Genomic DNA, 9,015 nt, shown 5'->3' on the forward strand with positions numbered 1-9,015 from the left:
ATAAAACACCAACATTTTACATATGTTTACAAAAAATATTACCAATATACTTCAATTTTCTCACTTTATTCAATACCTTCTGAATGAATAGTTTTACTTAATTATTGCTGACATTAGATTAAACTAAACAGCAACCATATGTGTTGTCACCTACACTCCGGACATGTGAAGTGTTTCTCGTGAAGGACCTGTGTAGTTAATTCCTTTTATATGATTGCATTAGTACAATGCACAAAAAAACAATAAAATGGCTTGGTCAAATTTTTGAACTGAGCCACTTTATTTGTTTTTAAGAGTTGACTGCAATCGTGGTCCGAGCTATTTTATTTGCCTGTATCTTTTGCAGCATAACCTTTAAACCAAGCGTTAATTCTCCAGTCTTGAAGAAAGTGTTCGTCTTCAAATAACCTACATACGTACTTGCGGTTTAAAAGGTCTATAATTTCACTTTCTCTCAATTTCTTTTGGAAGAGCTCATGATAACCTTCATCTAATATCCATAGCATATTAATTGATATGTGACGTACAACGCTGAGAGCGTCGATTGCATTTACAGTTTCATCAGTAGATATAGTGTGAACTGATATCAAAGTTTGTATCAAATCTGACAGAATCTGTTGTCTTAACATATTTAAATTATCAGTAGTTATGCGCTCTAAATAATATGGAATACCTTTTATTTGATCCGTTGATATCGGACTAGTCGCTCTAATATTGTGAAGCTGATCTTTTATAGTCTCCAGTTTGTTAATTGAACTTTCTAGTTTTCTTGTTAAATTAGGACTGTCCAATACTGTGTGAAGTGTATTATGCTCCTGCATATTTATTAGTATTTGCAAATCTTCATATAGTTTATCGACATACTCCTTTTTGAGTCTGTCACTTTTAGTACGACCATGTAAATCAAAAAGATATTCAAGATGTCCTCCATAAAAATAAACTTTGTTTTTCTTGCTAAATGTTAAATCTTTTAATGGTTCTGTTGGTTTTTTAACCACTGTTCGTCGCCTCCTGTAAAGTAAATCCATTCTTTTCTGGTCACTTATTGGTCACGCAATAATAATAAATACGGAAAGTTAAGGGATATTAAAGTACACAATAAATCTTTATAAACCGCATGTTAGAAAGATTTAGGACGTTATGGGTAAAAAGAGGAAGAGTAAGTAATTACGCTGGCAGCGTAGAGGTCAGGGGTTCGATCCCCCTATGCTCCATCTTTTATAAACCCTTGTATTCAAGGGTTTTTTCTTATTGCTTCTAATGACACGGTGGAGTTTGATTTATTTAAACCTCTCTATCATATGCTAGAAACCCCTTTTACCATTCCACCCATAAAATTGATTATCCCGACAGTAAATAGTCCAATAATATGATATTTTCTATAAATTTTCGACATAAACCAGCTTTTCTCATGAATATCCTAACAGGTAGTATGACTCATTTTTATACCTTAACAATTACTTAACACTGTATTCATATTTCCTCCTTATAGTAGAAGCGTTGTTAACAAATAATAAGGAGGAATAGTATGAAGCGGCAATCGGTTAAAAAGATGTTTAGTAGTTTGTTAGTTTTAGCATTAATTCTTTCAACGTTTTTACCAGTGTTTTCAAAAAGTGTTAAAGCAGATATTGCTTTAGCAACAGATTTATTTATTTCGGAGTATATAGAAGGGAGTTCCTATAACAAAGCAATAGAAATTTATAATGGGACAGGCCAGACAGTTGATTTGTCACAGTATAAGGTTGAGCTTTATTCAAATGGTTCTGCTACTGTTAGTCAAAGCCTATCTTTAACAGGAACACTCGAAAATGGTGAAGTTTATGTTTTAGCTCATGGTAGCGCTAATAATGATATTTTGTCTAAAGCAGATATTCAAGATGCTGTTATAAATTTTAATGGTGATGATGCTTTTGCTCTGAAAAAGGCTGATCAATTAATAGATGTAATAGGAACAATTGGAGTTCGGGAAGATTTTTCTACTGATAAAACAATTATCAGAAATCCTAATATCCACTCTGGGACAACAACATACGCACCAGACCAATGGTCAACATACCCTAAAGACACATTCACATACTTAGGCTCTCACACAATGGACGGTACAGCACCTACAGATCCAGGTGATGGAGATACTTCTGATCCAGGACAACCTGAAACAGGAGTATTATCTATCGCTGCTGCAAAGCAAAAAACAAACCAAGCTGTAACAATTGAAGGAATAGTTACAGCTGATAACTCTGCTATTGGTGGCGGAAAATTATCTACCTTTATTCAAGATGAAACAGCAGGTATTAATATCTATGCATCAAATGCAGCTAGCTTTATTGAGCTTACAGAAGGTAAAAAAGTCCGTGTAACAGGGTCAATTACTCAATATAGAGGCTTAACGGAAATTGCACCAACCTCTATTGAATTAATTGAAGAAAGCAGTTCAGTTCCTGCAGCACAATCTATTACTCTAGCAGACTTACAAGACGCAACAATAGCAGAACCACTTGAAGGGCAGTTAGTAAAAGTAAGTGGTTATGTTCAATCGATCCCTTCATCTCCTGCTGGCGGTGGTTATAATATATCGCTAGTGGACGAAAACTATCATTCTACTACTCTTCGTGTAATGGAAGAGGTTGGAATTGAGAATATAGAAGAAGGTAAATGGTATGAAATCACGGCTATTTTAAGTCAGTATGATTCTTATCAGCTAATACCGAGAAAGCAAGGAGATTTCACATTATCAGCTACGCAACCTGAACCACCAACTGCAGCTGGCGAATATTCAGCAGTTGTAGAAAGTGTTGTAGATGGAGATACGATTCATATTACAAATCCTGTATTAGGTTCGACAAAAGTACGTTATGTGAATATGGATACACCTGAGACTTACCAAAAAGTTGTAACTGAGGCAGATCAAAATCAATTAGACTTCGGAAATGCTGCTAAAGCATACATGAACACGTTATTAAAAGCTGGTGATGAAATTGTATTAAAAATTGGTGACGAACCAACTGACGCATATGGTCGTCTTCTCGCTCAAGTTATTCGTAAAAGTGATAACATGAACACCAACTTAGAAATGGTGCGTAAAGGCTATGCTTCATCTTACTTTATTTGGCCGGTTGGTTCTGAAGAAGATTACAATGCTTTCCAAGCAGCTGTAAAAGCAGCAAAAGATGAAGGACTAGGAATCTGGAATCCCGAGAATCCATTAATGGAACTACCATTCGTGTTCCGTGCAAGAGAACAAGGAAAAGGCTTGTTACGCTATGTTGGAAATTCTGATAACAAAGAATACGTTTCTCCTGAGAACTGGGCAGACGTACCTGTAGAAAAAAGAATTTTCTTTGCTAGCCCAGAAGAAGCAGAAGCAAACGGTTATACAGCTAGTACTGATAGTGAACCGAACGAAAATGTTAAAGTTCAATTATTAGGTGTAAATGATTTACACGGAAAAATTGATGTAACTGGTACTGTTAATGGAGTGAATTACGGAAGAGCAGATTACCTTGCTGCCTATTTGCGCCAGCGTGAAGCAACAAATCCTAATACGTTAATCGTACACCCAGGTGATATGGTTGGAGGAAGTTCTCCAGTATCGGCTTTATTACAGGACGAGCCTACAGTTGAAATTATGGAATCTATTGGCTTTGATGTTGGAACTGTCGGAAATCATGAATTTGACGAGGGTGTAAGTGAGATGCTTCGCCTCACTAACGGCGGGCATCATCCGAATGGTACGGCAAACTATGATGGAATTGATTTCCCTATGGTTGCTGCTAACGTATCATATAAGGATACACACGAACTAGTTCTCCCTCCATACGCAATCGAAGAAGCTGAAGGAGTAAAGATTGGATTTATTGGTGTTGCAACAACCGATACACCAAATATGATTATTGCAAACGGAAACGAAAATATTGAATTTACAGATGAAGTTGAAGCAATTAATAAATATGTTCCTGAACTACAAGAGCAAGGTGTTGAGGCGATAGTCATCCTTTCTCATGTTCCTGGAAATCAATCTGGCGATAGTGCAACAGGTGATATCGCAAACATAGCAAACAATGTAAATGATGCGGTCGATGTTATCTTCGCAGCTCATAACCATGTAAAGCTAAATGCAGTTGTTGATAACAAATTGATTGTCCAAGCATGGGAATATGGGAAAGCCTTTGTAGATGTTGATTTAGAAATTGATCCAACTACAGGAGATATTATAAAAAAATCAGCGGAAATTGTTGAGGTTATTCAAGATAACATTAAGCCCGATGCAGAAGTAAGTGCCATTCTAGAAAAATATCTTGATCAAGTAGGGCCAAAGCTAAATGAAGTTATTGGACAAGCTGGTACTGAATTAACAGGTGGCTATGCAGCAAAAGGTGAAATTGGTGATAATGCTCTTGGAAATTTAATTGCGGATGGTATGGCATATGCAATGGATAGTGATTTCGCTTTAATGAACGGCGGTGGTATACGTGATGACCTTAATTCAGGTGATATCACATGGAATGAGTTATTTAATATTCAACCTTTCGGAAACACACTAGTAAAACTTGAAATAACAGGAGATGATTTAAGACAAATTATCAATTCGCAATTTAGCAGTTATGGTCCAGATGTAAGTATCAGTGGGTTCCGCTATACATGGGACAGCTCATTAGGAAAATATGGACAAGTTGTTGATTTATTCTTACCTAGTGGTGAAAAAATTAATCCTAATGAAACTTACACTGTCACAGTAAACAACTATATGTACCCACACAGCAGTGACAAATATTTGTTAGCTAAGTTAGGTGAAAATCCAGTACAAGGTACAGAAGATCTCCAAGCAACAGTTAACTTTGTAAAAAGCTTTGATGACCAGCCTATTTCCTATGCTGCAGAAGGTCGTATTTCTGAAGTTGTTGCACCAACAGATACAACAGCTCCAGTAACAGAAATGCAAATACCAGAGGCAGACTTTACAAATGGTTCTTACTTAGAAGAGGTTACAATCGAATTATCTGCTACTGATGCGGAATCTGAGGTTGTATCAATTGAATATAACCTAAATGATACTGAGTGGGTTCCATATGTTGAAGCTGTTACTCTTCAAGCTGGTGAACATAAGCTTTCATACCGTTCAACAGACAATGCAGGAAACATTGAAGAAACCAAAGTAGCAGAAATACTAGTTCAAGCTGCAACAATTGATCATACGAAAAAGCTAGTTCAGGATTCTGATGCGAAGAAAGGTATCAAAGTTTCAATTCTAGCACAATTAGAAATAGCAGAACGTAACTTAGAAAGAAAAAGAGAAAACAAATTTAGTTTCTTGTCTTGGTTATTTGATTATCAAGCCTATGATGCTCTAAAACGTTTAAATGATCGAATTGAGAACTATCCAGATAAATTAATGAGCGAAGATGATCGAACTGATATTACAACAATGCTTACTTACATTGTTGAGCATAAGGTAGAATAAACGTTCCCACACAATATTTTATAGAAAAGCAGATCATAATGGTCTGCTTTTTTTGTATACAAGTTGTTTACATTGTAAAGAACCCTATTTTGTTATAAATATCAGGTAGGGTCATACCCTTGTAAACGTCATTTATAAAAGGAAAGTATATCAGAAAGTATTTTCAAACTATATCTGTAATGAAACAACCCGGAATAGATTTCCGAATCATTTCATATTAATTAAGGACAAATCCCCCTTAAGGAGTGTTTTTATGTCCGTAAATCATTCACACGATAAAGTCCCATATATTCAAAACCCTATTGATCAACCTGGCTATGTTCATCATCAACCAGCATCCCATTCGCCGATTTATCCGATAGCTGGTATTCCTCAACCAACTAATTATTCCACAAACTTAGACCCAGTTTTTGTTCAACACATTAGTAGACATCAAGGTCAAAAAGTTGCATTAGTAACTACAGCTGGACGTGTTGAAGGTGAAGTAGCCGGTGTGGCAGTTGATCATGTTCAAATTAATTTAGATGATCGCTCATTACATATACGCCTTTCACAGGTGATTTGGTTTGAAGGGCCTTTAGCTTCTTATAGAGAGAAAGATGAATAATTTTGAATAGAAATAAAAAAGTTCAACAGATTAAAAAGCATATCTGTTGAACTTTTCTTTCTCTCTCTTATATAACACGCTTACATTTGTATTTATATTTACTAATTCCTACTTATCCTTTAATACCATCCGCTACAGCATTTACATCTCTTGTCATACTTTTTATAATCCCAGTGCTTTTTGTGATCCTTTTTATCATGCTTATAACCATAATCACATTTTCGATCATGATGATGTTTCTTTTTGTCATACTTATGGTACTTTTTATCATCATAATCTTTCTTATCGTACTTCTTATAATCGTAATCTTTCTTATCATCTTTTTTAAAGTCTAATTCCACATCGTATTTTTTGTAACCCCAGCAGTAGCATTTACCATATTCCATGTTTTTCTTCTTACCCAAAAGAATCATCTCCCTTTTCGTATAGTAAAGAGAGAAAAACTGATGTTTTATCCTTCATGCTAGCATAGTTTTGTTTGTCTTTCTCTCTTTGCTATTAATCTATTCTCTTAAAGATCGAAAAGTTTGGATAAAGGACACGCATTTTACTAGTCTTATTTATTATTTTTCTAAATGTAATAGAAAAAACCCCTAAATTTAGGGGCTTATACATTAATAAAATTCAATTCACAGCTTTCTCTCTCTGATAAAATTCTTGCATCCATTTAACAAGGTCATCTTTTTTTAATGGGGGTGAATAATAATATCCTTGAATTCCCGGTTTCTCCGGCATACATGTTAAAAAGGTAATTTGTTCTTCCGTTTCAACACCTTCAATAACCACTTTCATATTTAAACTATGACATAAAACAATAATCGCTTTTATAATCGCAGAATCCTTCTCAGATTCTGGTACTCCATCTACAAACGATTTGTCAATTTTCACTGTTGTAATGGGTAGTCTTTTTAAATAAGACAATGAAGATAAACCTGTCCCAAAGTCATCAAGGGCAATATTAAAACCGAACTTCCGAAATTCTCCTATCGAAATGATCGCATTTTCAATATTATTGATCACACTCGTTTCTGTAATTTCTAACTCAAGTTGGTGACTGTCTATTCCATACTTAGCAACACTTTCTTTTAATACATCCATTAATCGTTGAGATGTAATATATTGTCCTGGAATATTAATTGAAACTTCCTTAATAGGATGGCCTTCTGAAATCCAATGAGACATTTGCTCGCAGACTTTTTCAATAATCCAATCTGTTACATCTATAATTTTCCCATTCTCTTCAAGTAATGGTATGAACAATCCAGGAGATATAAATCCATGAACAGGATGATTCCAACGTAACAATGCCTCAGCACCTAATCTTTCCTTATCTGATTCTACCTTTGGTTGATAAACAATATAAAGTTCATCCTGTTCCATTGCTTTTTCAATATCTTGGATGATACCTTTTTCAAAAGAATATTTATGAATGGAAGGATCATATTCAATTACCTGATGTTTATACTCTATTGAAGAGTGTTGCAATACTGCCATTGCATTTGCAAATAATTGTTTTGCTTCTTTTTCATCAGAACATGTTGAAAGCGAGCAAACTACCTCAACAACAAGCTGTTGATTTTCAATAACAACTGGATTCATTAAAGCAGAAGTTAATTTTTCCATACTTGCCTTAAAATCTTTATAGCTTTGCGTTAGGGTTAAAATTGCAAAGCGATTTCCTTCAATTCGATATAACTCCGCCATTTCAGGCTTTAATCCAATAATAGTCTCACTAACATCCCTGATAATTCGGTCTCCAAAGGAATACCCATAACCACTATTCCATTTTTCAAGTCCATGAAGATGGATAATAGCTAAACTCCCTTTTGAAATGGAGGTATTTAGTTTTTTTTCAAATTGTCGTCTATTTGGTAATATGGTTAATGCGTCAAAGTAATTTAGTCGATATTCAACATATCGATCTAATAGACTTGATAGTCCAGAAAAGGCAAGAGTGATTACAATTCCAGCAGTTATACAAACAATTAGGAGCGTAAAATCCATCTGGTGCATATGAGAAGAATGTATTGGCACATCTGTATAAAAGATTACTGCCGCCATACCAGTATAATGCATGCTTGCCACTGCTAATCCCATAATAATAGACGTTAGAATCTTAACTATCTGATTCCTAATTAATCTTTGCATCGTTGAAAAAATATAAAGTGCCACGTAAGATACTACGATAGCTACTACGATTGACGCAGTAAAAACCCATGGTCTGTAAATGTATTGAGCTTCCATTTTCATTGCAGACATCCCCACATAATGCATGGAGGAAATACCGAGCCCCATAATAATACCTGAAATGATATAAGACCATTGACTCTTTATTTTTTTCTTATTAGCAATGTAAAACGCAAGGTATGATGCAAAGCCAGCAGGAAAAATAGAAATAATTGTTGTGACAAGGTCATATTCCATTGAAACAGGAAGTCTTAGTGCACTCATTCCTATAAAATGCATAGACCAAATACCTAACCCCATAGCAATAGATGCCAAAGTAAGCCACACATTTCGGTTAAAAAAACTAGTTTGTTGTATTCTCTCATTCATCGAAAGTGCAGTATAAGCTGCTAGACATGCAATGACAATAGATAAAAGAACAATTAATGATGAATATTCCCCTTCAAGTAAATACACGTTGTCTGAGTTAGGTAAATAGAACATATTCATACCTCTTAATAAGATTTAGTAGTCTATTTGTTATATCGGCTAATTTTTCTTTTTTTCCACTCTTTTTTAGATAAAGATTAGGTCGGAACAGTGTAGCTATGGAATTTCTGTTCATAAGTGGATGAACGACATTCTGATCCCGGCCACTCTGTGTTTTGTCGTTCATACTCCCGATGAACGACATTTCGACTCCGCCACTCTATGTTTTGTCGTTCATACCCACGATGAACGACATTCTGATCCCCGCCACTCTGTGTTTTGTCGTTCATAC

6 protein-coding genes and 1 tRNA gene are annotated in these 9,015 nt (G+C 35.1%); 3 read left to right on the forward strand and 4 right to left on the reverse strand.

Annotated elements, in window-relative coordinates:
• Nucleotides 1-323: 323 nt before the first annotated feature.
• Nucleotides 324-998, reverse strand: coding sequence for a hypothetical protein (locus ACEWK1_RS14505; protein WP_416636430.1), 675 nt, complete (start codon nucleotides 996-998; stop codon nucleotides 324-326).
• A 155-nt stretch (nucleotides 999-1,153) separates the two neighbouring features.
• Here ACEWK1_RS14505 and ACEWK1_RS14510 point away from each other — a divergent pair.
• The 3 genes from ACEWK1_RS14510 (at nucleotide 1,154) to ACEWK1_RS14520 (ending at nucleotide 6,068) form a co-directional block, all read left to right on the forward strand.
• A tRNA-Ser gene (locus ACEWK1_RS14510) sits at nucleotides 1,154-1,214 on the forward strand.
• Between the two features lie 314 nt (nucleotides 1,215-1,528).
• On the forward strand, nucleotides 1,529-5,461 hold the full coding sequence (locus ACEWK1_RS14515) for a 5'-nucleotidase C-terminal domain-containing protein (protein WP_212137798.1): 3,933 nt from the start codon (nucleotides 1,529-1,531) through the stop codon (nucleotides 5,459-5,461).
• Nucleotides 5,462-5,714: 253 nt separating this feature from the next.
• Nucleotides 5,715-6,068 (forward strand): DUF2642 domain-containing protein, encoded by a 354-nt coding sequence (locus ACEWK1_RS14520; protein ID WP_212137796.1) that lies wholly within the window; start codon nucleotides 5,715-5,717, stop codon nucleotides 6,066-6,068.
• A 119-nt stretch (nucleotides 6,069-6,187) separates the two neighbouring features.
• Here ACEWK1_RS14520 and ACEWK1_RS14525 read toward each other — a convergent pair whose 3' ends face one another.
• The 3 genes from ACEWK1_RS14525 to ACEWK1_RS14535 form a co-directional block, all read right to left on the reverse strand.
• Nucleotides 6,188-6,472 (reverse strand): hypothetical protein, encoded by a 285-nt coding sequence (locus ACEWK1_RS14525; protein ID WP_212137794.1) that lies wholly within the window; start codon nucleotides 6,470-6,472, stop codon nucleotides 6,188-6,190.
• 220 nt (nucleotides 6,473-6,692) lie between these two features.
• On the reverse strand, nucleotides 6,693-8,738 hold the full coding sequence (locus ACEWK1_RS14530; protein WP_212137792.1) for an EAL domain-containing protein: 2,046 nt from the start codon (nucleotides 8,736-8,738) through the stop codon (nucleotides 6,693-6,695).
• An 83-nt stretch (nucleotides 8,739-8,821) separates the two neighbouring features.
• Nucleotides 8,822-9,015 (reverse strand): hypothetical protein (locus tag ACEWK1_RS14535; protein WP_416636431.1); only part of this gene is annotated, 194 nt, incomplete at its 5' end.

Source organism: Metabacillus sp. YM-086, assembly GCF_048059995.1.
Classification (GTDB): domain Bacteria; phylum Bacillota; class Bacilli; order Bacillales; family Bacillaceae; genus Metabacillus; species Metabacillus litoralis_B.

Coding starts and splice junctions, on each gene's coding strand:
- ACEWK1_RS14520 (WP_212137796.1), top strand. CDS start 5,715: ATGTCCGTAAATCATTCACACGATAAAGTCCCATATATTCAAAACCCT.
- ACEWK1_RS14530 (WP_212137792.1), bottom strand. CDS start 8,738: ATGTTCTATTTACCTAACTCAGACAACGTGTATTTACTTGAAGGGGAA.
- ACEWK1_RS14515 (WP_212137798.1), top strand. CDS start 1,529: ATGAAGCGGCAATCGGTTAAAAAGATGTTTAGTAGTTTGTTAGTTTTA.